The 25,011-nt window shown below is 55.5% G+C and carries 27 protein-coding genes; 12 read left to right on the forward strand and 15 right to left on the reverse strand.

Annotated features, from left to right (window positions below):
- Positions 1–3: 3 nt before the first annotated feature.
- The 3 genes from ACOTYH_RS18835 to pepA form a co-directional block, all read right to left on the reverse strand.
- The gene (locus ACOTYH_RS18835) at positions 4–2,859 is read right to left on the reverse strand and encodes a valine--tRNA ligase (protein ID WP_421637866.1); all 2,856 of its coding nucleotides are present in this window, start codon (positions 2,857–2,859) and stop codon (positions 4–6) included.
- Positions 2,859–3,302: a DNA polymerase III subunit chi gene (gene holC, locus ACOTYH_RS18840; RefSeq protein ID WP_063135410.1), complete on the reverse strand. Its 444-nt coding sequence runs from the start codon at positions 3,300–3,302 to the stop codon at positions 2,859–2,861. The genes ACOTYH_RS18835 and holC overlap by 1 nt, the downstream gene beginning before the upstream one ends.
- 118 nt (positions 3,303–3,420) lie before the next feature.
- Positions 3,421–4,932, reverse strand: a complete 1,512-nt coding sequence (gene pepA, locus ACOTYH_RS18845) for a leucyl aminopeptidase (RefSeq protein WP_003861882.1) — start codon at positions 4,930–4,932, stop codon at positions 3,421–3,423.
- Between the two features lie 265 nt (positions 4,933–5,197).
- Between pepA and lptF the strand changes: the two genes are divergently transcribed.
- The 5 genes from lptF (at position 5,198) to mtgA (ending at position 11,459) form a co-directional block, all read left to right on the forward strand.
- Positions 5,198–6,298 carry an LPS export ABC transporter permease LptF gene (gene lptF, locus ACOTYH_RS18850; protein ID WP_003861881.1) on the forward strand — a complete coding sequence of 367 codons (1,101 nt, stop codon included), beginning with the start codon at positions 5,198–5,200 and terminating at the stop codon, positions 6,296–6,298.
- A complete protein-coding gene (lptG, locus tag ACOTYH_RS18855; protein ID WP_001147540.1) occupies positions 6,298–7,380 on the forward strand; it encodes an LPS export ABC transporter permease LptG in 1,083 nt (360 codons plus the stop codon). Before lptF ends, lptG begins: the two co-directional genes overlap by 1 nt.
- A gap of 137 nt (positions 7,381–7,517) precedes the next feature.
- Positions 7,518–9,851, forward strand: a complete 2,334-nt coding sequence (gene arcB / locus ACOTYH_RS18860; RefSeq protein ID WP_045897668.1) for an aerobic respiration two-component sensor histidine kinase ArcB — start codon at positions 7,518–7,520, stop codon at positions 9,849–9,851.
- A 232-nt stretch (positions 9,852–10,083) separates the two neighbouring features.
- Entirely contained in the window at positions 10,084–10,737 is a 654-nt protein-coding gene (elbB, locus tag ACOTYH_RS18865) for an isoprenoid biosynthesis glyoxalase ElbB (RefSeq protein ID WP_015571987.1), read from the forward strand.
- Entirely contained in the window at positions 10,734–11,459 is a 726-nt protein-coding gene (gene mtgA / locus ACOTYH_RS18870; protein WP_015571986.1) for a monofunctional biosynthetic peptidoglycan transglycosylase, read from the forward strand. Before elbB ends, mtgA begins: the two co-directional genes overlap by 4 nt.
- A gap of 39 nt (positions 11,460–11,498) precedes the next feature.
- Here the strand turns inward: mtgA and npr are convergent, their stop codons facing one another.
- From npr to ACOTYH_RS18925, 11 genes are all read right to left on the reverse strand, one after another.
- Positions 11,499–11,771, reverse strand: coding sequence for a PTS phosphocarrier protein NPr (npr, locus tag ACOTYH_RS18875; protein WP_003861872.1), 273 nt, complete (start codon positions 11,769–11,771; stop codon positions 11,499–11,501).
- A complete protein-coding gene (rapZ, locus tag ACOTYH_RS18880; RefSeq protein ID WP_003861870.1) occupies positions 11,768–12,622 on the reverse strand; it encodes an RNase adapter RapZ in 855 nt (284 codons plus the stop codon). Before rapZ ends, npr begins: the two co-directional genes overlap by 4 nt.
- Before the next feature lie 57 nt (positions 12,623–12,679).
- The gene (gene ptsN, locus ACOTYH_RS18885) at positions 12,680–13,159 is read right to left on the reverse strand and encodes a PTS IIA-like nitrogen regulatory protein PtsN (protein WP_421637867.1); all 480 of its coding nucleotides are present in this window, start codon (positions 13,157–13,159) and stop codon (positions 12,680–12,682) included.
- An 82-nt stretch (positions 13,160–13,241) separates the two neighbouring features.
- A complete protein-coding gene (gene hpf / locus ACOTYH_RS18890; protein WP_003861866.1) occupies positions 13,242–13,529 on the reverse strand; it encodes a ribosome hibernation promoting factor in 288 nt (95 codons plus the stop codon).
- Positions 13,530–13,551: 22 nt separating this feature from the next.
- On the reverse strand, positions 13,552–14,985 hold the full coding sequence (rpoN, locus tag ACOTYH_RS18895; RefSeq protein ID WP_003861864.1) for an RNA polymerase factor sigma-54: 1,434 nt from the start codon (positions 14,983–14,985) through the stop codon (positions 13,552–13,554).
- A gap of 47 nt (positions 14,986–15,032) precedes the next feature.
- Entirely contained in the window at positions 15,033–15,758 is a 726-nt protein-coding gene (lptB, locus tag ACOTYH_RS18900; protein ID WP_003861862.1) for an LPS export ABC transporter ATP-binding protein, read from the reverse strand.
- A gap of 6 nt (positions 15,759–15,764) precedes the next feature.
- Positions 15,765–16,319: a lipopolysaccharide ABC transporter substrate-binding protein LptA gene (gene lptA, locus ACOTYH_RS18905; RefSeq protein WP_006812136.1), complete on the reverse strand. Its 555-nt coding sequence runs from the start codon at positions 16,317–16,319 to the stop codon at positions 15,765–15,767.
- Positions 16,288–16,863, reverse strand: coding sequence for an LPS export ABC transporter periplasmic protein LptC (gene lptC, locus ACOTYH_RS18910; protein WP_015571983.1), 576 nt, complete (start codon positions 16,861–16,863; stop codon positions 16,288–16,290). The genes lptA and lptC overlap by 32 nt, the downstream gene beginning before the upstream one ends.
- Positions 16,860–17,426, reverse strand: coding sequence for a 3-deoxy-manno-octulosonate-8-phosphatase KdsC (gene kdsC / locus ACOTYH_RS18915; RefSeq protein ID WP_017693909.1), 567 nt, complete (start codon positions 17,424–17,426; stop codon positions 16,860–16,862). The genes lptC and kdsC overlap by 4 nt, the downstream gene beginning before the upstream one ends.
- 14 nt (positions 17,427–17,440) lie before the next feature.
- A complete protein-coding gene (gene kdsD, locus ACOTYH_RS18920; RefSeq protein ID WP_003861853.1) occupies positions 17,441–18,427 on the reverse strand; it encodes an arabinose-5-phosphate isomerase KdsD in 987 nt (328 codons plus the stop codon).
- A gap of 13 nt (positions 18,428–18,440) precedes the next feature.
- Entirely contained in the window at positions 18,441–19,418 is a 978-nt protein-coding gene (locus tag ACOTYH_RS18925; protein WP_257438741.1) for a calcium/sodium antiporter, read from the reverse strand.
- 227 nt (positions 19,419–19,645) lie between these two features.
- On the opposite strand from ACOTYH_RS18925, the gene mlaF reads away from it, so the two are divergent.
- The 7 genes from mlaF to murA all read left to right on the forward strand — a co-directional run bounded on the left by mlaF (position 19,646) and on the right by murA (position 24,439).
- Entirely contained in the window at positions 19,646–20,458 is an 813-nt protein-coding gene (gene mlaF, locus ACOTYH_RS18930; RefSeq protein ID WP_017382730.1) for a phospholipid ABC transporter ATP-binding protein MlaF, read from the forward strand.
- Between the two features lie 7 nt (positions 20,459–20,465).
- Positions 20,466–21,248, forward strand: a complete 783-nt coding sequence (gene mlaE, locus ACOTYH_RS18935; protein WP_003861848.1) for a lipid asymmetry maintenance ABC transporter permease subunit MlaE — start codon at positions 20,466–20,468, stop codon at positions 21,246–21,248.
- Positions 21,249–21,252: 4 nt separating this feature from the next.
- Positions 21,253–21,801 carry an outer membrane lipid asymmetry maintenance protein MlaD gene (gene mlaD / locus ACOTYH_RS18940; RefSeq protein WP_006812131.1) on the forward strand — a complete coding sequence of 183 codons (549 nt, stop codon included), beginning with the start codon at positions 21,253–21,255 and terminating at the stop codon, positions 21,799–21,801.
- Between the two features lie 18 nt (positions 21,802–21,819).
- A complete protein-coding gene (mlaC, locus tag ACOTYH_RS18945; RefSeq protein WP_006812130.1) occupies positions 21,820–22,455 on the forward strand; it encodes a phospholipid-binding protein MlaC in 636 nt (211 codons plus the stop codon).
- Positions 22,455–22,748, forward strand: a complete 294-nt coding sequence (mlaB, locus tag ACOTYH_RS18950) for a lipid asymmetry maintenance protein MlaB (protein ID WP_003861843.1) — start codon at positions 22,455–22,457, stop codon at positions 22,746–22,748. Before mlaC ends, mlaB begins: the two co-directional genes overlap by 1 nt.
- A gap of 126 nt (positions 22,749–22,874) precedes the next feature.
- The gene (gene ibaG / locus ACOTYH_RS18955) at positions 22,875–23,129 is read left to right on the forward strand and encodes a BolA family iron metabolism protein IbaG (RefSeq protein ID WP_003861840.1); all 255 of its coding nucleotides are present in this window, start codon (positions 22,875–22,877) and stop codon (positions 23,127–23,129) included.
- 50 nt (positions 23,130–23,179) lie between these two features.
- On the forward strand, positions 23,180–24,439 hold the full coding sequence (gene murA / locus ACOTYH_RS18960) for a UDP-N-acetylglucosamine 1-carboxyvinyltransferase (RefSeq protein ID WP_006812128.1): 1,260 nt from the start codon (positions 23,180–23,182) through the stop codon (positions 24,437–24,439).
- 63 nt (positions 24,440–24,502) lie between these two features.
- On the opposite strand, the gene sfsB is transcribed toward murA, so the two are convergent.
- Positions 24,503–24,790 (reverse strand): DNA-binding transcriptional regulator SfsB, encoded by a 288-nt coding sequence (gene sfsB, locus ACOTYH_RS18965; RefSeq protein WP_020480545.1) that lies wholly within the window; start codon positions 24,788–24,790, stop codon positions 24,503–24,505.
- Between the last annotated feature and the right edge of the window lie 221 nt (positions 24,791–25,011).

Consider the following 25,011-nt stretch of genomic DNA (forward strand, 5'->3'; position numbering starts at 1 on the left):
GCATTACAGCGCCGCGATAACCGCCTGCTGCTCGATCAGTTTGGTCTTCGCATCGGCGAAGGCAACCAGACGCTCACGCTCTTTGGCGATGACCGCTTCCGGCGCGCGGGCCACAAAGCCCTCGTTCGCCAGTTTGCTTTCGATTTTGCCAATTTCCACGTCGACTTTCGCCACTTCTTTCGCCAGACGCGCCAGCTCCGCATCTTTGTCGATCAGGCCCGCCATCGGGATCAGCAGCTCCGCGCCGTCGATGATTTTGGTCACGGAAACCGGACCTTTGTCATCGGCAGGCAGCACGGTGATGCTTTCCAGACGCGCCATGGTTTTCAGGAAGGTGTTGTTCTCGGTGACGCGACGAACGGCAGCTTCGCTGCAACCGCGCAGCAGCAGCTCCAGTGGTTTACCCGGAGCGATGTTCATTTCCGCGCGGATGTTACGTACCGCAACGATCGCCTGCTTCAGCCACTCGGTATCCGCAGATGCGGCTTCATCCACTTTCGCGGCGTCGAATGCCGGGAACGGCTGGAGCATGATGGTATCGGCATTAATACCGGCAATCACCTTCACGCGCTGCCAGATGGTTTCGGTGATGAATGGAATGATCGGGTGCGCAAGGCGCAGCAGACCTTCCAGAACGGTAATCAGCGTATTACGCGTGCCGCGCAGTTCCGCTTCAGAACGGCCGTTCATGACCGGCTTCGCCAGCTCCAGGTACCAGTCGCAGAACTGGTTCCAGGTGAATTCGTACAGGATGCCTGCCGCGATGTCGAAGCGGTAGCTGTCCAGCGCGTCGCGGAATGCTTTCACCGTCTGGTTAAATTCCGCCAGGATCCAGCGGTCTGCCAGAGACAGGGTCATTTCGCCGCCGTTAAAGCCGCAATCCTGATCTTCGGTGTTCATCAGCACGAAGCGGCTGGCGTTCCACAGCTTGTTACAGAAGTTACGGTAACCTTCCAGACGCTTCATATCCCAGTTGATGTCACGACCGGTGGAGGCCAGCGCCGCCAGGGTGAAGCGCAGGGCGTCGGTACCGTGAGATTCGATCCCGTTCGGGAACTGCTTCTCGGTACGCTTGCGGATTTTCTCCGCCAGCTGCGGCTGCATCATGTTGCCGGTACGTTTTTCCAGCAGCTCTTCCAGAGAGATACCGTCCACCATATCCAGCGGGTCGATAACGTTACCCTTGGATTTGGACATCTTCTGGCCTTCGTCGTCGCGGATCAGGCCGGTCATGTAGACGGTATGGAACGGAACCTGCGGCTTGCCGTCTTCGTCTTTGATGAAGTGCATGGTCATCATGATCATGCGGGCGATCCAGAAGAAGATGATGTCGAAGCCGGATACCATCACGCTGGTTGGATGGAACTGACGCAGCGCGTCGGTGTTTTCCGGCCAGCCGAGGGTAGAGAAGGTCCACAGTGCGGAGGAGAACCAGGTATCCAGCACGTCTTCGTCCTGGCGCAGGGCAACGTCAGCGCCCAGGTTGTTTTCCTGACGCACTTCCTCTTCGGTGCGGCCAACGTAGACATTGCCTTCGTTGTCGTACCACGCCGGGATACGGTGACCCCACCACAGCTGACGGGAAATACACCAGTCCTGAATATCGCGCATCCAGGAGAAGTACATGTTTTCGTACTGCTTCGGCACGAACTGAATGCTGCCGTTCTCAACCGCTTCCACAGCCGGTTTCGCCAGCACGTCGGCACGCACGTACCACTGGTCGGTCAGCATTGGCTCGATAACCACGCCGCCACGGTCGCCGTACGGCACGGTCAGATCGTGAGGTTTAATCTCTTCCAGCAGGCCGAGTGCGTCAACGGCGGCTACGATGGCTTTACGCGCGGCAAAGCGCTCCAGCTTCTGGAACTCAGCCGGGATGTCGCTGGAATAAACGTCGGATTCGTTGCCTTTAGTGTCATACACTTCTGCGCTTTCGCGGATATCGCCGTCGAAGGTCAGAATGTTGATCATCGGAAGTTGATGACGACGACCGACTTCATAGTCGTTGAAGTCATGCGCCGGGGTGATTTTCACGCAGCCGGTGCCTTTTTCCATGTCGGCGTGTTCGTCGCCCACAATCGGAATACGGCGGTTCACCAGCGGCAGCACCACGAATTTGCCGATCAGATCTTTATAACGCGGATCTTCCGGGTTAACGGCCACGCCGGTATCGCCCAGCAGGGTTTCCGGACGGGTGGTCGCCACCACCAGGTAATCTTTACCGTCGGCGGTTTTTGCGCCGTCGGCCAGCGGATAGCGGATGTGCCACATGGAGCCTTTAGACTCGCGGTTTTCCACTTCCAGGTCAGAGATGGCGGTGCGCAGTTTCGGGTCCCAGTTGACCAGGCGCTTGCCACGATAAATCAGGTCTTCTTTGTACAGGCGCACAAAGACTTCTTTCACGGCGTTGGACAGGCCTTCGTCCATGGTGAAGCGCTCGCGCTCCCAGTCTACGGAGTTGCCGAGACGGCGCATCTGACGGGTAATGGTGCCGCCGGATTCTGCCTTCCACTGCCAGATTTTGTCGATGAACGCGTCGCGACCGTAGTCGTGGCGGGTTTTACCCTCTTCAGCGGCAATTTTACGCTCAACCACCATCTGGGTCGCGATACCCGCGTGGTCAGTCCCCGCCTGCCACAGGGTATTTTTGCCCTGCATGCGCTGGTAGCGGATCATGGTATCCATGATGGTCTGCTGGAAAGCATGCCCCATATGCAAACTGCCGGTGACGTTCGGCGGTGGGATCATGATGCAGAAGGACTCTTTGCTTTCGTCGCCGTTAGGCTTGAAATAGCCCTGCTGTTCCCAGTGCTCGTAAAGCGGCTGTTCGATATCGCGTGGGTTATATGTCTTTTCCATTATTTCCAGGTTGCCGTATTCAGGTTAAAACCGGCCAGGCGGTACGCTTTGTAGCGTTCGCGCGCCAGTTGTTTCAAGGATTCTTCGTAAGGGACAAAGTCTACCACTTCTGTGAAAGCGGTGGCAAAATCTGCAAAGTCTGTCCGCAGGCTAATGAGAATGTCGCGCGCGCTGCTGTTGCGTTTTTGCGGCCAGGCAATCTCCACCGGTGCCCCGCCGCGTGGACCTTCGCCCGACAGGTTATGCGGAACAAAACTCTCCGGCGGGCGCGCCCATAGCGCTTCATCCAGGCGAATCGCCTGCTGCTCATCTTCACAGGCAATCAGGACGCGTTTACCTGCGCGCCAACGTTCTGCGGCAATTTCACACACCAGCTGTTCAACGGCGCTGAGGCCATCCCGATGGGTGTCATTGTCCAGAAGGTAGAACGTTGCATTCTTCATATATGGGGCTTCTTGTCGTGGATTTAAATGCAAAGCCGGGTGGCGCTTCGCTTACCCGGCCTACGGTTGAGTGATGCTGTAGGCCGGGTAAGGCGAAGCCGCCACCCGGCGTTTTTCATCACTCGTCGCCGTTAAAACCCGCACGATTGAGCAGGAACTGCGACAGCAGCGCCACCGGACGTCCGGTCGCGCCTTTGGCTTTACCGGAGCGCCATGCGGTCCCCGCGATGTCCAGGTGCGCCCAGTTGTACTTGCGGGTAAAGCGCGCCAGGAAGCAGCCCGCGGTAATAGCTCCGCCAGGACGACCGCCGATGTTCGCCATGTCTGCGAAGTTAGACTCCAGCTGTTCCTGGAACTCGTCCCCCAGCGGCAGACGCCACGCGCGGTCGCCGGCCTGCTCGGACGCGCCGATCAGCTCATGCGCCAGCGGGTTGTGGTTCGACATCAGGCCGGTGATGTGATGGCCCAGCGCGATCACGCAGGCGCCGGTCAGGGTAGCCACGTCGATAACCGCTTCAGGTTCGAAACGCTCAACGTAGGTCAGCACGTCACACAGCACCAGACGGCCTTCGGCGTCGGTGTTCAGCACCTCAACGGTCTGGCCGGACATGGTGGTCAGCACATCACCCGGACGATAAGCGCGGCCGCCAGGCATGTTTTCGCAGCCCGCCAGCACGCCGATCACGTTGATGGGCAACTGAAGTTCCGCGACCATGCGCATGACGCCGTAAACCGCCGCCGCGCCGCACATGTCGTACTTCATCTCATCCATGCCTTCTGAAGGCTTGATGGAGATACCGCCGGAGTCGAAGGTCAGCCCTTTACCGACGAGCACGATGGGTCGCGCATCTTCTGACGGATTGCCCTTGTACTCAATGACCGACATCAGGGATTCGTTCTGGGAGCCGTTACCGACCGCCAGATAAGAGTGCATCCCCAGCTCTTTCATCTGCTGTTCGCCGATAACGCGGGTGATGACGTTCTTGCTGTACGCGTCAGCCAGCTGGCGCGCCTGAGATGCCAGGTACGCGGCGTTACAGATGTTTGGCGGCATATTGCCAAGATCTTTTGCCGCTTTAATACCGGCGGCAATGGCCAGACCGTGCTGAATGGCGCGCTCGCCGCTGGTCAGCTCGCGACGGGTTGGCACGTTAAAGACCATTTTACGCAGCGGGCGACGCGGCTCGCTTTTGGTGGTTTTCAGCTGATCAAAGCTGTAGAGGCTCTCTTTTGCGGTTTCGACGGCCTGGCGCACTTTCCAGTACGTGTTGCGGCCCTTAACGTGCAGCTCCGTCAGGAAGCAGACGGCTTCCATCGAACCAGTATCATTCAGTGTATTAATGGTTTTCTGAATAACCTGCTTGTACTGGCGCTCATCAAGCTCACGTTCTTTACCACAGCCAATCAGCAGAATACGCTCGGACAGGACGTTCGGAACATGGTGCAGCAACAAGGTCTGCCCTGGTTTGCCTTCCAGTTCGCCACGGCGCAGCAGGGCGCTGATATAACCGTCGCTGATTTTATCGAGTTGCTCGGCGATCGGGGAGAGTCGGCGTGGTTCAAAGACGCCCACAACGATGCAGGCACTCCGCTGTTTCTCCGGGCTACCGCTTTTTACACTGAACTCCATGCACTACGCTCCTGAATCTTAAAGACAACGGCGGCGGCTACGGATAGAATTGAAACCTTTCGTAACTCATGTCCGCCGTTGTGGTGACTTCGTGTTAATCTTACGTTACTACGGTTTCGACACGTCAATAAATGTCATGAAGCGCGAATCCGCCGGGTTTTTTAATCTTAGCGATGATTTCGACGACTCAAGAGAATAAATGACGTTTAAGCCATGAAACAAGCTAAATTCCTGCATAAGACGAGTTTTAACGGGCGTATTTAAAGTGATAATCATAAGATATCTGGTTCGGGAGACGCTGAAAAGCCAACTGGCGATCCTCTTTATCCTCCTTCTGATCTTTTTCTGTCAGAAGCTGGTCAGGATCCTCGGCGCGGCGGTTGATGGCGAAATCCCAACGAATCTGGTGCTTTCCCTGCTCGGGCTTGGCGTGCCGGAAATGGCGCAGCTTATCCTGCCGTTAAGCCTGTTCCTTGGTCTGCTGATGACCCTGGGTAAGCTCTATACCGAAAGTGAAATCACCGTGATGCATGCCTGCGGCCTCAGTAAAGCCGTACTGGTAAAAGCAGCCATGGTGCTGGCGCTGTTTACGGGCATTGTTGCCGCGGTTAACGTCATGTGGGCGGGGCCGACCTCCTCTCGTCATCAGGATGAGGTGCTGGCGGAAGCAAAAGCTAACCCGGGGCTGGCGGCGCTGGCGCAGGGGCAGTTCCAGCAGGCGACCGACGGTAACTCCGTGCTGTTTATCGAAAGCGTCGATGGCAACCGCTTCAATGACGTGTTTCTTGCTCAACTGCGCCCGAAAGGTAACGCCCGGCCTTCTGTGGTGGTGGCGGACTCCGGTCAGCTGTCTCAGCGTAAAGACGGCTCTCAGGTTGTCACGCTGAACAAAGGAACGCGTTTCGAAGGCACGGCTATGCTGCGCGACTTCCGTATTACCGATTTTCAGAACTACCAGGCCATCATTGGCCATCAGGCCGTCGCGCTCGATCCCACGGATACTGAGCAGATGGATATGCGCACCTTAATGAATACCGATACCGATCGTGCGCGTGCTGAACTGCACTGGCGTATCACGCTGGTCTTCACCGTATTTATGATGGCGCTGATGGTGGTTCCGCTGAGCGTGGTAAACCCGCGCCAGGGCCGCGTGCTGTCGATGCTGCCAGCGATGCTGCTGTATCTGGTGTTCTTCCTGCTGCAAACCTCAATCAAGTCTAACGGCGGGAAAGGAAAAATTGACCCGATGATCTGGACCTGGGTCGTGAATGGTTTGTATCTGCTGCTGGCAGTCGGACTCAACTTGTGGGACACGGTGCCTGTGCGTCGTCTTCGTGCCCGGTTTACGCGTAAAGGAGCCATCTAATGCAGGCGTTTGGCGTACTTGACCGCTATATCGGTAAAACGATTTTCACCACCATCATGATGACCCTGTTCATGCTGGTGTCGCTCTCGGGCATTATCAAATTTGTCGACCAGCTGAAAAAAGCCGGACAGGGGAGTTACGACGCGTTGGGCGCCGGGATGTATACCCTGCTCAGCGTACCAAAAGATGTGCAGATCTTCTTCCCGATGGCGGCCCTGTTGGGGGCGCTGCTGGGCCTGGGGATGCTGGCTCAGCGTAGCGAGCTGGTGGTGATGCAGGCATCGGGTTTTACCCGTATGCAGGTTGCGCTGTCGGTGATGAAAACCGCGATCCCGCTGGTGCTGTTGACCATGGCGATTGGCGAATGGGTCGCGCCGCAGGGCGAACAGATGGCGCGTAACTACCGTGCTCAGGCTATGTACGGCGGTTCACTGCTCTCCACGCAGCAGGGATTATGGGCGAAAGATGGTCAGAACTTTGTCTATATCGAACGCGTGAAAGGGGACGATGAACTGGGCGGCGTGAGTATCTATGCCTTCAATAACGATCGTCGTTTACAGTCGGTGCGTTATGCCGCCTCCGCTAAATTTGATGCGAACAACAAGCTGTGGCGGTTATCCCAGGTTGATGAATCTGACCTGACGAACCCGAAACAGATCACCGGTTCGCAGACCGTTAGCGGTACCTGGAAAACCAACCTGACGCCGGACAAGCTTGGGGTGGTAGCGCTCGATCCCGATGCGCTCTCCATCAGCGGTCTGCATAATTACGTGAAGTATCTGAAATCGAGCGGACAGGATGCGGGGCGTTACCAGCTCAACATGTGGAGCAAAATCTTCCAGCCGCTGTCCGTGGCCGTGATGATGCTGATGGCGCTATCGTTCATCTTTGGACCGCTGCGTAGCGTGCCGATGGGGGTTCGCGTGGTAACCGGTATCAGCTTTGGTTTTGTGTTCTACGTCCTCGATCAGATTTTCGGTCCGCTGACGCTGGTGTATGGCATTCCGCCAATTATCGGCGCACTGTTGCCGAGCGCCAGTTTCTTCCTGATCAGCCTCTGGATGCTGCTAAAACGCTCCTGATAAACCTTCTTCCTCGCTCCCGGTTGCCCGGGGGCGAGGCTAATCTCCTGTTTCACCCCGCACTTTTTCTCACAACCTTCAACGCCTCGCCGTGAATTTGAGTATTATTGAGCGATAAAGTCGTGAAGGGATCCTCTATGAAGCAAATTCGAATGCTGGCCCAGTACTACGTCGACCTGATGATGAAGCTCGGGCTGGTGCGTTTTTCCATGCTGCTGGCGCTGGCGCTGGTCGTTCTGGCCATCGTCGTGCAAATGGCCGTGACCATGGTTCTGCATGGTCAGGTCGAGAGCATCGACGTGATCCGCTCTATTTTCTTTGGCCTGCTGATTACCCCATGGGCGGTCTATTTTCTCTCCGTGGTGGTTGAGCAACTGGAAGAGTCCCGACAGCGTTTATCGAAACTGGTGGATAAGCTGGAAGAGATGCGCGAGCGCGATCTCAAACTCAACGTCCAGCTCAAGGACAACATTGCCCAGCTGAATCAGGAAATTTCAGACCGTGAGAAGGCGGAAGCCGAGCGTCAGACCACGCTTGAGCAGCTAAAAGTTGAGATGAAAGAGCGTGAAGTGACGCAGATCCAGCTTGAACAGCAATCCTCTTTCCTGCGCTCGTTCCTCGATGCGTCGCCGGATCTGGTGTTCTACCGTAATGAAGATAAAGAGTTCTCCGGCTGTAACCGGGCCATGGAACTGTTGACCGGGAAAAGCGAAAAGCAGCTGATCCACCTGAAACCTCAGGATGTCTATTCCGAAGAGGCGGCAGCAAAAGTGATGGAGACGGATGAAAAGGTCTTCCGCCATAACGTTTCGCTGACCTATGAGCAGTGGCTGGACTATCCTGATGGGCGCAAAGCCTGCTTTGAGATCCGCAAAGTGCCTTATTACGACCGGGTGGGGAAACGTCATGGTCTGATGGGCTTTGGCCGTGATATCACCGAGCGTAAGCGCTATCAGGATGCGCTGGAACGCGCCAGCCGGGATAAAACCACCTTCATCTCCACCATCAGCCATGAACTGCGCACCCCGCTGAATGGCATTGTGGGGCTGAGCCGCATTCTGCTGGATACCGAGCTGACCAGCGAGCAGGAAAAATACCTGAAAACGATCCACGTCTCGGCGGTCACGCTGGGCAATATCTTCAATGATATTATCGACATGGATAAGATGGAACGCCGTAAAGTTCAGCTCGACAACCAGCCGGTTGATTTTACCGGCTTCCTCGCGGACCTGGAAAACCTGTCAGGTTTACAGGCTCAGCAAAAAGGGTTGAGCTTTGTGATGGAGCCAACGCTGCCGTTGCCGCATAAAGTGGTGACGGACGGCACACGTCTGCGGCAGATCCTGTGGAACCTCATCAGCAACGCCGTGAAGTTTACCCAGAAGGGGCAGGTTGCGGTGAGCATTCGCTATGACGAAGGCGACATGCTGCACTTTGAAGTTGAGGACTCGGGTATCGGCATTCCTCAGGAGGAGCAGGATAAGATCTTCGCCATGTATTATCAGGTTAAAGACAGCCACGGCGGTAAACCGGCGACCGGTACGGGCATTGGACTGGCGGTGTCGAAACGTCTGGCGAAAAGTATGGGCGGGGATATCACCGTTGCCAGCCAGCCGGGTAAAGGCTCCACCTTTACGCTTACCGTCCACGCGCCTGCCGTGGCGGAAGAGGTGGAAGATACGTTTGAGAACGACGATATGCCGCTGCCAGCCCTGCACGTCCTGCTGGTGGAAGATATTGAGCTGAACGTCATTGTCGCCCGGTCGGTACTGGAAAAACTCGGTAACAGCGTGGATGTGGCGATGACCGGCAAAGCCGCGCTGGAGATGTTCACGCCGGGCGAGTATGACCTGGTGCTGCTCGATATTCAGCTACCGGACATGACCGGGCTGGATATCTCCCGCGAGCTGACGCGCAAATATGCTCCTGACGAGCTGCCGCCGCTGGTGGCGTTGACCGCAAACGTGTTGAAAGATAAAAAAGAGTATCTCGAGGCCGGTATGGACGATGTGCTCAGCAAGCCGCTGGCGGTACCCGCCCTGACGGCGATGATCAAGAAGTTCTGGGATACCTGTGATGAAGAGGAGAGCACCATGACGTCTGTTGATAGCGCTAAAGCCCAAACGATACTGGATACCGCCATGCTGGAGCAGTATATCGATCTGGTGGGACCAAAACTGATCACCGATGGCCTCGCCGTGTTCGAAAAAATGATGCCGGGCTATCTGAACGTGCTCGAATCCAACCTGACGGCGCGTGACCAGAAGGGCATCGTCGAAGAGGGACATAAAATCAAAGGCGCGGCAGGATCTGTCGGGTTACGCCATCTCCAGCAGCTGGGCCAACAGATTCAGTCTCCTGATTTACCTGCCTGGGAAGATAACGTAGGTGATTGGGTCGAAGAGATGAAACAAGAGTGGCAAAACGATGTGGCAGTGCTGAAAGCCTGGGTGGATGCCAGAAAAAAATGACCCCGGCTATACCGGGGTGCGCGAATACTGCGCCAACACCAGGGAAATCGTGGCTGCGCCTGATTTTTATGGGTTGTTTTCGCATGGACGCCGCCTGAAAATTGAGGCCGCACGCAGATAAGATAGCAAATCTTAAACAGTTTGTTACATGAATCAGTGAAATGTGTGAAGCATAGCGTTTTAATCAGAATTTTTAATGTGCTTCAGCGAGTTGCATAGAAGGATCGTCAGAATGAAAAAGATTGGTGTCGTGCTGAGCGGATGTGGTGTTTACGATGGTTCAGAGATACATGAAACCGTATTAACGCTGCTGGCATTATCGCGCCAGGGGGCAGACGTTATCTGCTTCGCCCCGGATAAAACCCAGGCAGACGTGATTAATCATCTCACCGGCGAGCCAATGGCGGAAAGCCGTAACGTGCTGATTGAAGCGGCGCGTATTGTGCGCGGCGATATTCACCCGCTGGCACAGGCCGATGCCGCTGAGCTTGATGCGCTCATCGTGCCGGGCGGTTTTGGCGCGGCGAAAAACCTGAGCACGTTTGCAACGGAAGGCACGGCGTGTCATGTCGATCCCGATTTGAAAGCGCTATCGCTGGCGATGCATGCGGCAGGTAAGCCGCAGGGCTTTATCTGCATTGCGCCGGCCATGCTGCCGAAAATTTTTGATTTCCCGCTGCGGCTCACGATCGGAACCGACATTGATACCGCTGAGATTGTCGAGGATATGGGCGGCGAACACGTGCCATGTCCGGTAGACGACATTGTGGTGGACGAGGACAACAAGATCATCACCACGCCAGCGTATATGCTGGCGCAGAACATCGCCGAGGCTGCCGCAGGCATTGAAAAGCTGGTGGACAGAGTGCTGGTCCTGACCGAATGAGTCGTAAATTCTCCCCCGGCGGGTGGTTAAAACGGATCCTGCTGCGTATTGTGCTGGTCCTGGCCGTGTTCTGGGGCGGCGGTATTGCGCTGTTCAGCATCCTGCCCGTCCCGTTCTCGGCCGTGATGGCAGAGCGGCAGATTAGCGCCTGGCTCTCAGGTGATTTTGGCTATGTTGCCCATTCTGACTGGGTCAGCATGGATGCAATCTCGCCGTGGATGGGGCTGGCGGTCATTGCGGCAGAAGATCAGAAATTCCCGGAGCACTGGGGTTTTGACGTGGCGGCTATCGAGAAGGCGCTGGATCATAATGAACGTCATGAAAACCGCGTCCGCGGCGCATCGACGCTTTCTCAGCAGACGGTAAAAAACCTGTTCTTATGGGACGGTCGCAGCTGGGTGAGAAAAGGGCTGGAGGCCGGGCTGACGCTGGGCGTCGAGACGGTGTGGAGCAAAAAACGCATTTTAACCGTCTACCTGAATATCGCGGAATTTGGTGACGGCGTATTTGGTGTCGAAGCGGCATCGCAGCGCTATTTTGGCAAGCCCGCCAGCAGGCTGACTATGTCCGAAGCGGCACTGCTTGCCGCCGTGCTGCCGAACCCGCTGCGTTTTAAGGCCAGCGCCCCGTCAGGCTATGTGCGAAGCCGCCAGGCGTGGATTATGCGCCAGATGCGTCAGCTGGGTGGGGAAGGGTTTATGGAGCGAAATAATCTTAGGTAGGGCGGGTAAGCGCAGCGCTACCCGCCGACATGGCGAACGTTAGTCTTCGTCAAACCCGGCGTTGAACAGGGCAATCACTGCCGCCAGCGCTTCTTCTTCCTGCGGGCCGGTGGCTTCAACTTCAATCTGACGGCCTTTGGCAGAATCCAGCATCAGTAGCGCAATCACGCTGTTGGCTTCTGCCTCGGTTCCCTCGTCGTTGCGCAGCAGCACCTCCGCATCAAAACCTTGCATCAGTTCAAACAATTTCATTGCCGGGCGTGCATGCATGCCCAGCTTGTTGGTGATCTCAACGGTTTGTTTTACGGTCATGTTTTACGTTTTTCCAGCGTGCGATGACGGGACTGAACGTTCTTCCCGCGTGAGCGGAAGTAATCGGCCAGCTGTTCGGCAATGTAGACCGAACGATGTTTACCGCCGGTACAGCCAATCGCCACCGTCAGGTAGCTGCGATTGTTTGTTTCCAGCATAGGTAACCATAGCTCAAGGTAGCTTCGCGTCTGGTAGATAAAATTGTGTACTTCTGTGTGTCGGTCGAGGAACGCCGCCACCGGCTTATCCAGACCGGTCATCGGACGCAGTTTCGGATCCCAGTGTGGGTTCGGCAGGAAACGCACATCAAAAACGTAATCCGCATCGATAGGTATGCCGTGCTTAAAGCCGAAGGATTCAAACACCATCGTCAGTTCGCGCTCGCGCTTGCCGAGTAAGCGCGTACGCAGCATTTCCGCCAGCTCGTGGACGGACATTTCGGAAGTGTCGACAATCAGGTCGGCCCGGGAACGCAGTGGCTCAAGCAGATCGCTCTCTTTATCGATGGCGCTTTCCAGCGAAAGATTTTTACTGGAGAGCGGATGCAAACGACGTGTATCGCTGTAGCGACGGATCAGCGTGTTGCGGTCAGCGTCCAGGAACAAGAGCTGAGGCGAGAAGCATTCCGGCAGGCTGTTCATTGCCTGCTCGAAGATTTCCGGCGATTCCGGCATGTTACGCACGTCAATACTGACGGCGGCAGAGATTTGCCTGTCCGCCAGCGTCCGCGCCAGATCGGGTAACAACACTACCGGCAGGTTATCTACACAGTAAAATCCCATGTCTTCCAGCGCGCGCAGGGCCACGGACTTCCCGGACCCCGAACGACCGCTGACGATCATCAGCACCATGTTCCGTTTCTCCTCAGGGCAGCCGTTCTGAAGGCCCTTTCCCGATTATGCCTCATCCTAATTGCCTTCTGCTTCAGTGATAATTTGATAAAGCTCTTCATCACTTTGGGCTGAGCGCAGTCGACGACAAATGGTTTTATCCGCCAGACGTTTGGCAACCAGCGACAGCGTGTGCAGGTGGGTTTTGGTCTGATCGGCAGGAACCAGAAGCGCGAAAAGCAGATCCACAGGCTGGTTATCGATGGCGTCAAAAGCGATAGGCGTTTCCAGTTGCACAAACACCCCCACGGCACGCAGCGTATCTTCTTCCAGCTTGCCATGCGGGATCGCAATGCCATTGCCGATGCCAGTACTGCCCATTTTTTCACGGGTCAGAATGGCTTCAAACACGATCTGCGGCGGCAGACCCAGCTGTTTTGCGGCCAGCTCACTGATGATTTCCAGCGCACGTTTTTTGCTCTGGCAGTGAACGCCACTGCGGGTACAATCCTGGTTAAGGACATTGCTCAGTTGAAGAGCGGAATCGTTGTTTATCATAATTTCACCTAAGCGCTAACTGTACAAATGGCCTGTTGTGTTTCACAACAGGCCGTCCTGCACCCGTTAACTGCCCGGACAATTAGTGTTGTTTCAGTTTATCTTTATGTTTATTGAGCTGTCTCGCAAGCTTATCAATCAAGCCGTCGATAGCCGCGTACATGTCTTGCCCTTCCGCACTGGCATGGAGTTCCCCTCCGTTGACGTGTAGGGTCGCATCCGAGATATGCGTCACTTTCTCCACTTTCAACACAACATAGACCTGGTTGATCCTCTCGAAATACTGCTCGAGTTTCGCAAACTTAGTGTTTACAAAATCGCGTAAAGCCTCAGTAATCTCGACGTTATGTCCGGTGATATTGAGCTGCATAGTGTCTTCCTTATCGGTTGTGTCAAACCAGTTGTTTACGCTGGTTAGACGGCGGAATGGATAAAGACTCTCGATACTTCGCGACAGTACGACGTGCCACCATAATACCCTGATCGGACAGCATGGTGGTTAACTTACTGTCACTGAGTGGCTTCGCGGGGTTCTCCGCGGCGATCAACTTCTTCACCAGTGCGCGAATAGCCGTTGACGAGGCTTCGCCGCCGCCTTCGGTGTTCACGTGGCTGGAGAAGAAATACTTAAGCTCAAAAATACCGCGTGGGCTGTGCAGATATTTCTGCGTGGTCACGCGGGAAATGGTTGATTCATGCATCTCGACGGCCTGGGCGATGTCTGCCAGCACCATCGGTTTCATAAACTCTTCGCCCTGCTCAAAGAACGCCTGCTGCTGTTCGACAATACAGCGGCTGACGCGCAGCAGCGTGTCATTACGGCTCTCCAGGCTCTTGATCAACCAGCGTGCTTCCTGAAGGTTGCTGCGAATGTATTGATTATCAGCGTCGTTACGGGCGCTGGTGCACATGGAGGCGTATTGCTGGTTGATTTGCAGGCGAGGAATGCTGTCGGCGTTCAGTTCAACGACCCACCGGCCATTGTGTTTTCTCACCAGCACATCAGGAATGACATATTCCGGTTCGCTGGTCTGGATCGACTGCCCCGGACGCGGATCGAGCGACTGGATCAGATTCACCGCTTCCTTCAGCACCTCTTCTTTCAGGCGTGTGACGCGCATCAGGGTGCGGAAGTCGTGATTCGCCAGCAGATCCAGATGATCGCTGATGATGAGCCGGGCTTCGTCAATCCACGGTGTCTCTTTGGCAAACTGCGAAAGCTGGATCAGAAGGCAGTCGCGCAGATCTTTCGCGGCGACACCTATCGGGTCGAAACGCTGAACGCGTTTCAGAACGGCTTCGATCTCTTCCAGTTCAATCTCGTCATCGCCGATGCTTTCCAGAATCTCGTCCAGCGTCACGGTCAAATAGCCCGTGTCGTCAACGGCATCGACAATCGAGGTGGCAATGGCGCGATCGGTATCGGAGAAAGGGGTCAGCTCTACCTGCCACATCAGGTAGTCCTGAAGCGACTGGGTGGTTTCGCCCTGGTAGACCGGGAGTTCATCGTCCTGGTAGTCTGCGCGCGTCCCGGAAGGGGTACCCGCGGTGTAGATTTCATCCCAGCTGGCATCCAGCGGCAGTTCGTCCGGCATCTCTTTCTGTTCAAGCGCATCTACGGAGTCGAGCGTTTCTGTGTCCTGCGTCTGCTGGGCGTCTACCTCGTCATGAAGATCGGTTTGCTCCAGCAGCGGATTGCTGTCCAGCGCCTGCTGGAGCTCCTGCTGGAGTTCTAACGTGGACAGCTGCAACAGACGGATTGCCTGCTGTAGCTGCGGCGTCATGGCCAGTTGCTGGCTGAGCCGTAATTGCAAACCTTGCTTCATGTTCAGAGCGTTTTTCTCCGGTTCGGCGTGACTTAACCTCTACCCTATCAGAGTCTGAAGTCTTCCCCAAGGTACACGCGCTTAACATGCTCATCTTCGAGGATTTGCTGCGGCGTACCGTGGGCAATCAGATGGCCCTGGCTCACTATGTAGGCGCGCTCACACACGGCCAGCGTTTCACGAACGTTGTGGTCCGTGATCAGTACGCCAAGCCCGCTGTCGCGCAGGTGCTCAATGATACGTTTGATATCGATAACGGAGATGGGGTCAACGCCCGCAAACGGTTCATCCAGCAGGATGAATTTTGGGTTTGCTGCCAGCGCGCGCGCAATCTCAACGCGGCGGCGTTCACCACCGGACAGCGCCTGGCCGAGGCTGTCACGCAGATGTTCGATATGAAACTCTTCCATCAGCTCGTTCGCACGGTCAGTGCGCTGCTCGCTGGTCAGATCGTCACGGATCTGGAGCACGGCCATCAGGTTGTCGAACACGCTTAAGCGGCGGAAGATAGACGCTTCCTGCGGCAGATAGCCGATGCCACGACGCGCGCGGGCATGAAGCGGCAGCAGGCTGATATCTTCATCATCGATGATGATGTTGCCGGCGTCACGCGGGACGATGCCCACCACCATGTAGAAGGTCGTGGTTTTACCCGCCCCGTTAGGGCCAAGCAAACCCACGATTTCGCCGGAGTTGACGGTCAGACTGACATCTTCGACGACGCGGCGGCCCTTATACGCTTTCGCGAGGTTTTTTGCAGTTAAAGTTGCCATAACGAATTAGTTACTCTTTTTCTGTGCCGGAGCCTGACCGTTGTTCTTGTCCTGCAACTGCGAAGGCACAAGCACGGTCGTGACGCGTTTGCCTTTTTCACTGGAGGCCTGCATTTTCTGCTCTTTCACCAGATAGGTGATCTTGTCGCCTTTGATATTGCTGTCCAGCTGTTCCAGGTAAGCATTACCGGTCAGGATGACCAGATCCTTCGCCAGTTCATAATGCATATGCGAGGCATGGCCTTTCACCGGCTTGCCGTTGTCCTGCATCTGGTAGAAGGTGGCCGGGTTGCCATAACCATCGATAATCTCTTTGCCCTGCTCGCCGCCCGGACGGGTAACGACCACTTTGTCGGCGTTGATTTTAATTGTGCCCTGGGTCATGACGACGTTGCCGGTAAAGGTGACGACGTTACCCTGCATATCCAGAGACTGGGTATCGGATTCAATATGAATCGGCTGTTCGGTATCGCCAGTCACAGCAAGCGCGGGAAGACTGGCCGCCAGCAGCGCGCTGGCGATAACAACTTTAAGGCTGAGTTTGTTTGTTTTGAATTTCATAGGAGGTTCTAACCTTTTCAATCAGCTCGGCGTTTTTGCTGCGTAAGTTCCCGCGCATTCTTAAACCGCTGGAATTAAATGTTGTGCCATACAGGGTGACTAGATCCTGCGACGTGACATCCTGGGTGACCAGGTTGATCTGGGCGTTATCCGTCGTAATTTTTCGCAGTTGCGCGTCAGCGGTCAGGGCGTTGACTTCAACGTGACCATACAGGTAAAGCATACGGTCATTTGTCAGTTTTGCCCGGTCAGACTTGATAGACCACGTCGGCACTTTGTCCGTATCAAAGGTGGTCATGACCGGTTGGGTAAACCACGAGGTACCGTCATCTGAAAAATATTCTACATGCTGAGCAACGAGGCGATAGTTCAGTGCGCCTTCCGGGCTATAGACCACGGTGTCGCTGTGATCGCTTTTATAGGTCGGGTCGCTCGTGTTAACCACTTCCGCTTGCGTATCATCGCGGTCAGCGAGGTTGACGCCAATCAGTACCAGGGCGACAAGCGCAAGCAGAATGATAACCCAACGTCTGGTTTTACTCATATCGATTGCCCTTTCGCCTCATCAAGCTTGCCCTGCGACAGCAGAAGCAGATCGCAGACTTCACGGACGGCGCCGCGGCCACCGTGAATATGGGTAACGTAATCAGCACGCGGGATCAGCAGCGGGTGCGCGTCAGCCACGGCGATGCTCAGACCCACCTCCGCCATCACTGGCCAGTCGATCAAATCATCCCCGACGTATGCCACATTCTCTGGTGCAATGGCCAGTTTTCCCAGCAGATCCCGGAAAGCTACCATCTTATCAGACTGCCCCTGATAGAGATGGGTAATGCCCAGCGTTTCACACCGATCTTCTACCAGTTTAGCTTTCCGCCCGGTGATGATTGCAACTTCAATTCCGGACGTGAGCGCACAGCGGATACCGTAACCGTCGCGAACGTTAAAGGCTTTCAGCTCTTCGCCGTTATTGCCCATATAAATCAGACCGTCGGAGAGCACACCATCCACATCGAGGATCAACAGGCGGATATTTTCCGCCTTTGCCATCATGTGGGCGCTCACCGGGCCATAACAGGTTGCAAGGGATGCACCCGCATTACTCATTGTCTTATCCTTCATTACACTACGCCAGCGCGCAGCAGATCATGCATATGTACCACACCCAGCAGTTGGTCGCCATCGGCAACCATCACTGAGGTAATATGACGGGACTGCATCAGGTTCAGCACATCTACCGCCAGCGTGCCCGGACGGACGCGGATCCCGCCTGGCGTCATCACATCAGCAATGCCCAGCGTTCGGACATCCACACCCATATCGAATACCCGGCGCAGGTCGCCGTCGGTGAAAATGCCCTGAATCTTCATCAGATCGTCGCAGATAACCGTCATGCCCAGGTTTTTACGGGTGATCTCCAGTAACGCGTCGCGCAAAGAGGCCTCTTTGCTCACGTGCGGGATCTCATCTCCAGTGTGCATAATATCGTTAACCCGCAGCAGCAGTTTGCGCCCGAGCGCGCCGCCGGGATGAGACAGGGCAAAATCTTCAGGCGTAAAACCGCGGGCTTCCAGCAGCGCAACGGCAAGGGCATCGCCCATGACCAGCGCGGCGGTTGTGCTGGAGGTCGGCGCCAGCCCCAGCGGACAGGCTTCTTTAGGCACTTTCACGCACAGGTGAATATCCGCCGCACGCGCCATGCTGCTTTCCGGTCGGCTGGTCATGCAAATCAGCGGTACGTGCAGACGCTTCAGCACCGGGATCAACGCCAGGATTTCATTCGATTCCCCGGAGTTGGACAGCGCAATAACCACGTCCTGCGGCGTAACCATGCCGAGGTCACCGTGCGCGGCTTCACCGGGATGAACGAAGAATGACGACGTGCCGGTACTGGCAAAGGTCGCCGCCATTTTGCGTCCGATATGGCCGGATTTGCCCATCCCCATCACCACGACTTTGCCGGCACAGTAGAACATCTTCTCACAGGCCAGACTAAAATCCTGATTAATGTACTGATCTAACTGCGCCAGACCTTCACGTTCAATCTCCAGAACGTCTTTGCCTGCTTTCTGAAAGTCAAAACCCGGCTGCAATTCTATTTGCGACATAATGCGTTTCCGTTTACCCAGAGAGAAGAGGCGAAAGCCAGTACAGCATCGCCAGCCATACGATAAATCCACCCGTCAGCAGCGCGCCTGCGCCTTTGCCGATCTGCTCTTTTCGCCGCCAGCAGAGCAGGGCGAAAATCACGCTGACCAGCAGCATCACACCGTAATCGCGCGTGAAAGCCATAGGGTTAAACGGCCCCGGCGAGATTAGCGCCGGCAGCCCTGTCACGATTGCGATATTGAAAATATTCGAGCCGATGATATTGCCGATGGCGATATCATCTTCCCCTTTACGCGCTCCGGCGATGGCGGTGGCCAGCTCTGGCAGGCTGGTGCCGATGGCGATTACCGTCAGACCGATTGTCAGTTCGCTCATCGCAAACGCGTTCGCCAGCACCGTCGCGTTATCGACCACCATCCGCGTGGCCATTGGCATGATGATTAGCGCGACGCCCAACCACAGCAGGGCGACGGGTAAGGTCCCTTCCCGGGGCAGCTCGGCGAGATGCTCACGCGTGAGGCTATCGTTACCCTGTTTTTCCGCCAGACGTGCGATCTTCACGCTGTAAAGCAACCAGATCACGGCCAGGGCGAGCAGGAATATACCGTCACCGACGCTCAGCACCCCGTCATAAAGTACGTAGCCTGCCAGCAGACTGACGACTAACATTAACGGCAATTCCCGGCGCAAAACATCAGAATGCACGCGAAATGGATGCAGTAATGCGGCTAAGCCTAAAATCAGTAAGATATTGACGATGTTAGAGCCAATCGCGGTGCCGATAGCGAGGTCGACCTGCCCATGCAGCGAGGCTGAAACAGAAACGATGATTTCAGGAAGCGATGTGCCTACACTGACCACCGTCATGCCGATAATGATGGGCGGCATGCCAATGAGTCGACAGAGAATGGATGCGGCAAAGACCAAACGGTCAGCACTGTAGACCACCAACAGTAAACCAATTATTAACAGTGCTGTTGCTAAAAGCATCAAAAGTCCTTTCTTCAGGTATACTCGCTGGTCCACTGCGCACGAATGTTGGCGCCAGATGAAGTCTGAGACGTAACGAATTCCTAATTTTGACTTTATGCGCCGGAAAAGTAAAACAAATGCCAGCTTTCGCTAACCCCAATAGTGAATATTCTGTAAAAATGCGGGGTTTAGGGCTGATTTACGCTTCATGCCAGCCGTGAAGCAAGGTAAGTAAGGAACCATAAATGAGCCAAACGATGGCGAATATAGTCGATGTCCGGGGCGTCAGTTTTTCGCGCGGCAACCGGTTAATATTTGATGATATTTCGCTGACCGTGCCGCGCGGTAAAATCACCGCCATCATGGGGCCGTCAGGGATCGGTAAAACCACGTTGCTGCGTCTTATCGGCGGGCAAATCCCCCCTGACAGCGGCGAAATTCTCTTCGACGGCGAAAATGTCCCGGCGATGTCTCGCTCGCGCCTCTACACGGTTCGCAAACGGATGAGCATGCTCTTTCAGTCGGGCGCGCTGTTCACGGATATGAACGTTTTTGACAACGTGGCCTATCCGTTGCGTGAGCACACCCATCTTCCTCCTGAGCTGTTGCACAGTACGGTGATGATGAAGCTTGAAGCCGTGGGGCTGCGGGGGGCTGCGAAACTCATGCCGTCCGAACTCTCGGGTGGGATGGCGCGCCGCGCCGCGCTGGCGCGTGCTATTGCCCTGGAACCCGATTTAATCATGTTCGATGAACCGTTCGTCGGGCAGGACCCCATCACCATGGGCGTGCTGGTGAAGTTAATTTCGGAGCTGAACAGCGCCCTTGGCGTCACCTGCGTGGTGGTTTCCCACGACGTGCCGGAAGTGCTGAGTATCGCTGATTACGCCTATATTGTGGCTGACAAAAAGATCGTCGCCCACGGCAGCGCGCAGGCGTTGCAGGAGAATGGCGATCCGCGCGTGCGGCAGTTCCTGGACGGTATCGCAGATGGGCCGGTGCCTTTCCGCTATCCGGCGGGCGACTATCATGACGATTTACTCGGAATAGGGAGTTAAGCCACTCATGCTGTTAAATGCGTTGGCGGGTCTTGGACACCGTGGCCTAAAAACCATCAGTACGTTCGGGCGTGCCGGATTAATGTTGTTCAACGCGCTGGTCGGCAAACCGGAGTTCCGCAAGCATGCGCCGTTACTGGTACGGCAGCTTTATAACGTCGGCGTGCTGTCGATGCTTATCATCATCGTGTCGGGTCTGTTTATTGGCATGGTGCTGGGGTTGCAGGGGTATCTGGTGCTGACAACCTACAGCGCGGAAACCAGCCTTGGCATGCTGGTGGCGCTCTCGCTGCTGCGTGAACTCGGGCCGGTGGTTGCCGCGCTGCTGTTCGCCGGGCGTGCCGGGTCAGCGTTGACGGCGGAAATTGGCCTGATGCGCGCCACCGAGCAGCTCTCCAGTATGGAGATGATGGCAGTCGATCCGCTGCGCCGGGTAATCTCGCCGCGCTTCTGGGCCGGGGTTATCTCCTTGCCGTTACTGACTATCCTCTTTGTGGCGGTAGGTATCTGGGGAGGCGCGCTGGTTGGCGTTAACTGGAAAGGCATTGATGCCGGATTCTTCTGGTCTGCCATGCAGGACGCCATCGATCTGCGGATGGATCTGGTGAACTGTCTGATCAAGAGCGTGGTTTTCGCTGTGACGGTTACCTGGATTGCGTTGTTTAATGGTTACGATGCCATTCCGACGTCGGCGGGCATTAGCCGTGCAACGACGCGTACTGTCGTACATTCGTCGCTGGCCGTTTTAGGTCTGGATTTTGTGCTCACCGCACTGATGTTTGGGAATTGAGTTCATGCAAACGAGAAAAAATGAAATTTGGGTTGGCGTGTTTCTGCTTCTGGCGCTGCTGGCCGCGCTGTTCATCTGCCTGCGAGCGGCGGACATCACCTCTGTTCGCGCCGAGCCGACGTATCGTGTCTACGCGACTTTCGATAACATCGGCGGCCTGAAAGCGCGCTCACCGGTGCGTATTGGTGGCGTCGTTATCGGACGTGTCGCTGACATTACGCTTGATGAGAAAACCTATCTGCCGCGCGTCGCGATGGATATCGAAGAGCGCTATAACCACATTCCGGACACCAGCTCGCTTTCTATCCGCACCTCTGGCCTGCTGGGGGAGCAATATCTGGCCCTTAACGTTGGTTTTGAAGATCCTGAGCTGGGAACGACTATCCTTAAAGACGGTAGCGTAATCCAGGATACCAAGTCAGCGATGGTGCTGGAAGATATGATTGGTCAGTTCCTTTACAACAGTAAAGGGGATGATAAAAAGTCTGACGATGCCCCTGCGCAGAGTGAAGACCACACCAACGTCGAACCGACGCCAGGCGCGACGAATTAATTTCAGGAGAAGTCATTCATGTTTAAACGACTGTTAATGGTTGCCATGCTGGTCATTGCCCCTCTTACCGCGGCGCACGCTGCGGATCAGAGTAACCCGTACAAACTGATGGATGAGGCCGCGAAGAAAACCTTCGACCGTCTTAAAAACGAACAGCCAAAAATCCGTTCTAACCCTGATTATCTGCGTGATGTGGTGGATCAGGAACTGCTGCCGTATGTGCAGATCAAGTATGCGGGCGCACTGGTGCTGGGCCGTTACTACAAAGACGCGACCCCTGCACAGCGCGAGGCTTACTTTGCGGCGTTCCGTGAATACCTGAAACAGGCTTACGGCCAGGCGCTGGCGATGTACCACGGGCAGACCTATCAGATTGCCCCTGAACAGCCGCTGGGCGATGCCACTATCATTCCTATTCGCGTGACGATTATCGATCCAAACGGTCGTCCACCGGTTCGTCTGGACTTCCAGTGGCGTAAAAACAGCCAGACCGGAAACTGGCAGGCGTACGACATGATCGCTGAAGGCGTCAGCATGATCACCACTAAACAGAACGAGTGGAGCGATCTGCTGCGCACTAAAGGCATCGATGGCCTGACGGCTCAGCTTCAGTCCATCTCTCGTCAGAAAATTACCCTGGACGAGAAGAAGTAATGTCACAGCAGCTTAGCTGGGCGCGTGACGGCGAGACGTTGACGCTGACGGGAGAGCTGGATCAGGATCTGCTTAACCCGCTGTGGGACGCTCGCCATAACGCGATGCAGGGCGTGACGCTGATTGATCTCCATGGCGTTACGCGGGTAGATACCGCCGGTATCGCCCTGCTGGCGCACCTGGTGGCCACGGGCAAAAAGCAGGGGAGCAGCGTTACCCTGACGGGGGTAAGCGATAACGTGATTACCCTTGCACAGCTTTACAATTTGCCCGAAGACGTATTACCTCGCTAATTTTTTCAGTACGTTACTTCTTAAAGCCCCGACAGTTTACGCGTCGGGGCTTTTTGCTTGTTTAAGACCGCGCCACTTTGCTCTAAGATGTTGAGCTTGTTTTCACTATCAGATGATGTAGACCCCATGGAAAATAATGAAATCCAGACTGTGCTGATGAATGCACTCTCCCTTCAGGAAGCCCACGTCTCTGGCGATGGCAGTCACTTCCAGGTTATTGCTGTGGGTGAGATGTTTGACGGAATGAGTCGCGTGAAGAAACAGCAGGCTGTGTACGCGCCGCTGATGGAATACATTGCGGATAACCGCATCCACGCCCTGTCGATTAAAGCGTTCACCCCACAGGAGTGGGCACGCGATCGCAAACTAAACGGTTTTTGAGCTGAGGGCGAAACGCCCGCAGCACGGTTGAATTTATAAGAGAGCAAACGATGGATAAATTTCGTGTACAGGGACCCACGCGTCTCCAGGGCGAAGTCACAATTTCTGGCGCTAAAAACGCCGCGCTGCCCATTCTTTTCGCTGCGCTGCTCGCAGAAGAGCCGGTAGAGATCCAGAACGTACCGAAGCTGAAAGATATCGACACGACCATGAAGTTGCTCGGCCAGTTGGGCACCAAAGTGGAGCGTAACGGTTCCGTCTGGATCGATGCCAGCAACGTGAACAACTTCTCAGCGCCGTATGAGCTGGTGAAAACCATGCGTGCTTCCATCTGGGCGCTTGGTCCGCTGGTGGCGCGTTTCGGTCAGGGACAGGTTTCACTGCCGGGCGGATGCGCTATCGGCGCGCGTCCCGTTGACCTGCATATCTTCGGCCTGGAAAAACTCGGCGCGGAGATCAAGCTGGAAGAGGGTTACGTTAAAGCGTCCGTCAATGGTCGTCTGAAAGGCGCGCACATTGTCATGGACAAAGTGAGCGTGGGCGCAACGGTCACCATCATGTCGGCTGCTACGCTGGCAGAAGGCACTACCATCATCGAAAACGCCGCCCGTGAGCCGGAGATCGTGGATACCGCGAACTTCCTGGTCGCGCTGGGGGCGAAGATCAGCGGGCAGGGCACAGACCGTATCACCATCGAAGGCGTTGAACGTCTGGGTGGTGGTGTGTATCGCGTACTGCCAGACCGTATCGAAACCGGTACTTTCCTGGTGGCCGCGGCCATTTCTGGCGGTAAGATTGTCTGCCGTAACGCCCAGCCGGATACCCTGGATGCGGTGCTGGCGAAACTGCGCGATGCGGGTGCGGATATCGAAATCGGTGAAGACTGGATCAGCCTCGATATGCACGGGCAGCGTCCTAAAGCCGTTAACGTGCGTACTGCGCCACATCCGGCATTCCCGACGGATATGCAGGCACAGTTCACGCTGTTGAACCTGGTGGCCGAAGGCACGGGCTTCATCACGGAAACTATCTTCGAAAACCGTTTCATGCACGTACCGGAACTGATCCGTATGGGTGCGCATGCTGAGATTGAAAGCAACACGGTAATTTGCCACGGCGTTGAAAAACTGTCCGGTGCGCAGGTGATGGCGACCGATCTGCGCGCGTCTGCGAGCCTCGTATTGGCAGGTTGTATTGCGGAAGGGACTACCGTTGTCGATCGTATCTACCACATCGATCGTGGATACGAGCGTATTGAGGACAAACTGCGCGCGCTGGGTGCAAATATCGAGCGTGTGAAGGGCGAGTAATCGTTCCGGCACCCCCCTGCCATAACAGGCCGGGGGATTGCTGTTCCTGTCAATCCTGGTGCATCAGTCCTGATGTGCTTTCTTCGTTTTGCCCTGGCGCATCATGCGCGTTCTGTCGATAAATTCATGGGTAATAGGATCGTGGTAGCGTGACGGCCATATCACCCACGGATGCGTATCCAGCGCCGTCGCGATAATCAGTTCCCCCTTCGGCCATGGGCGGGTCAGGGCGTTTGCCAGCGTCGACGAGCTTAGCCCATGACGACGTGATTCGGCAGCCAGCGATGTTCCTTTTTTACGCAGTGCCGCAATAATGTCAGCAGAATGCCAGTCGATGAATTTTGTATCCATAATGCTGTCCTTGTGTTCGTTATCGTCCACGTCGTTTCGTGTGAAAAGACAGCATTACTATACTCACTTCGAACATGTGTTCTAAAAAGTTCATGTTACGAGAAGCAATATTCAGAATAAGGCACGGCTTTATACATGCGGCCTGTAACCCGATGGGCTTACGCGGAAATGTAATTTATTGGTGTGTACTGGAATCTCCCTGCGTGGGAGCAGGGAGATGA

Source organism: Enterobacter cloacae complex sp. SHL001, assembly GCF_049236825.1.
GTDB classification, from domain to species: Bacteria; Pseudomonadota; Gammaproteobacteria; order Enterobacterales; family Enterobacteriaceae; genus Enterobacter; species Enterobacter hormaechei_C.